This is a genomic window from Acidisphaera rubrifaciens HS-AP3 (assembly GCF_000964365.1).
Classification (GTDB): domain Bacteria; phylum Pseudomonadota; class Alphaproteobacteria; order Acetobacterales; family Acetobacteraceae; genus Acidisphaera; species Acidisphaera rubrifaciens.
Genome location: NZ_BANB01000093.1, coordinates 1 through 2,210, shown reverse-complemented (window position 1 = coordinate 2,210; position 2,210 = coordinate 1). Strand labels below are relative to the sequence as shown.

General features: G+C 72.4%; 3 protein-coding genes. 2 read left to right on the top strand and 1 reads right to left on the bottom strand.

Annotation, left to right across the window (positions count from 1 at the left end):
* On the top strand, window positions 1–454 hold a 454-nt coding region (locus B8460_RS22815; RefSeq protein ID WP_048860243.1), incomplete at its 5' end, for a helix-turn-helix transcriptional regulator.
* 329 nt (window positions 455–783) lie between these two features.
* Here the strand turns inward: B8460_RS22815 and B8460_RS03775 are convergent.
* Entirely contained in the window at window positions 784–1,479 is a 696-nt protein-coding gene (locus B8460_RS03775; RefSeq protein ID WP_048860242.1) for a GDSL-type esterase/lipase family protein, read from the bottom strand.
* Here B8460_RS03775 and B8460_RS03770 point away from each other — a divergent pair.
* A partial coding sequence (locus B8460_RS03770) for a hypothetical protein (RefSeq protein ID WP_048860241.1) occupies window positions 1,478–2,210 on the top strand: 733 nt, incomplete at its 3' end. The two genes, B8460_RS03775 and B8460_RS03770, sit on opposite strands and share 2 nt — an antisense overlap.

The window sequence follows — 2,210 nt, the reverse complement described above, 5'->3', positions numbered from 1 at the left end:
GCGCTGGGCGACGCCGCAGGCGGAGCGGCTGCTGGCGCAGGGGGGCGAGCCGTCGCAGACCCTGCCGGAGGAGGCCCGCGCCTGGGCGCGTCGCTGCCTGGACCAGGCGCCGGCGAGCGGCCCGCGCACCTTCCGCCTGCCGCCGCCCTGGCTCGCCGACCTGATGTTCGTGGGTCAGGCGGAGGCCGACGAGATCCTGCTGCGCATCGTCAGCGCGGACCCGTCGAGCGACGACACGGTGCTGAAGGAGAAGTTCGGGCTGACCCTGCGCGAGGCGGAGGTGCTGCGCTGGCTTGGCCAGGGCAAGGCCAACCGCGACATCGCCGACATCCTCGGCCTGTCGCCGCGCACCGTGAACAAGCACCTGGAGACGGTCTTCGCCAAGCTCGGCGTCGAGAACCGCGCGGCGGCGGCCGCGGCGGTGGAACGGGTGCTGGGCGAGCGGCGGGGCTGAAGGCGGCGGCGGTCTTCACGATCCGTGAAGAAAGCTAGGCGCCTACTGGGGCAACCGGCCGTGCGTCGGAGCACGGCGGAAGGCGCGGCGCCGGCCGCACAGTTTAATGATATTTTGACGTAATCGCCCGCGACGCTGTCCTCATGTGCCTGGACAGGCCCGATTTATCGGCGCAAATAGTCGAATTGACGAACTGTTAACGGTTTTCTATCTCTTGTCGCCCATTCAAAGCGCCCCACCGGGGCTTTCGGGATGCCACCGTGCCGCCCTTTTGGATATCGCGCGTGATCGCCCTGCCCGTGTGCGCCGGTTGGCCGGGCTCCGGACGCCTAGGGCCACGGCGCCGCAAAGGCTGCGGCGATCCGGGCGCCGATCACGGCATAGCCCGCCTCGGTCGGATGCAGCCAGTCGCGCAGCAGCGGACAGGCGGGCCGGTCCCGGCAGGCAGCCAGCAGGTCCGGGCCGGGATCGACGAATCGAAAGCCCACGCGGTCGGCATCGCCGGCCAGACGCGCGTTGATCGGCGCGATCACCGGCAGCGACGATGCCAGTCCCGGCTGGTGCGGCATCACCGCCACCACCACGATGCGCGCCTGTGGCGCGAGACCGCGCAGCGCGCGCACGTCAGCCTCCACCCCCGCGGCGACGTCGTGACATGAAGGGTCGTTCCAGGCCGCGTTCACGCCGGCAATCAGCACGATCCGCCGCCACGGGCGCCCGCCCGGCACCTGCCCGAGCCGCCACAGCACGTTGCGCGGCGTGTCCCCGGGAAAGCCCAGGTTCTGTACCGGGCCGCCCATCCAGTGCGCGATACTGGCCTGCGGCCACCACGCGGCGATCGAATCGCCGGCCAGCAGATTCGTCCGCCCATCCGTCTCACGCAGCGCCGCCAGCGCCTCGGCCGGATACTCCCTTGGCTCCGGCCGCATGGGATCGGGGCACGCCGGCTCAGCCGACACGGCGGCCGCCCACAGACAGGCCGGCAGCGCGCCCGCCAGCAGCGCGCGGCGCGGGATCGGGCGCATGACCACGCTCACCGCGGTCGCGCCCGCGCGCGCACAGGGGCTGGAGCCGAGGCACGGGATGGGCTTCGTTCCGGTGTTCGCATCGCCCGCCTATCAGATTGACTATGTGCCCGCTCCGCAGCCCGCCGCCCCGCTGGTCGTCACCTTCACCGAGCGGACCCACCGCTCCTTGGCCGGGCTGGGCTTCGCCGGCAAGTTCGCGGTCGATAACGGCTTTGCCCTGCTGGCGTTCAAGTCGAACGTCGATCGCTGGTATCAGGACCTGCCGGACGCGGCGCTGACGGCGGCCGAGGCGTTCCTCGCCGCCCTGCCGGTGCCCCCCGCCCGGCGCGCGGGCTATGGCAGCAGCATGGGCGCGCACGCGGCGATCGCCTTCTCCCGCCGCCTGTCGCTGGACGACGTGTTCGCGATCTCGCCGCAGGTGGACATCACGCAGCCCTGGGACACGCGCTGGGCGGACGAGGCCGCGGCGATCGGCGCGATGCGCGCGATCGACGCCGCGATGATCCGGCCGGGATGCCGCTACGTCGTCGCCTTCGATCCGCTGGACCGCGACCGGCTGCATTACGAGCACCTCGCCCGGCTGATCCCCCTGGACCGGCTGGTCGCGCTGCGGGTGCCGGCGTCGGGCCATCCGGCCGGGTATTTCCTGCATCACGCCGGGGCGCTGAAACCGGTCGCGCGGGCGGTGCTGGCGGGCGCGGCGCTGCCGCCGGTCGGTCCGGCGCTGC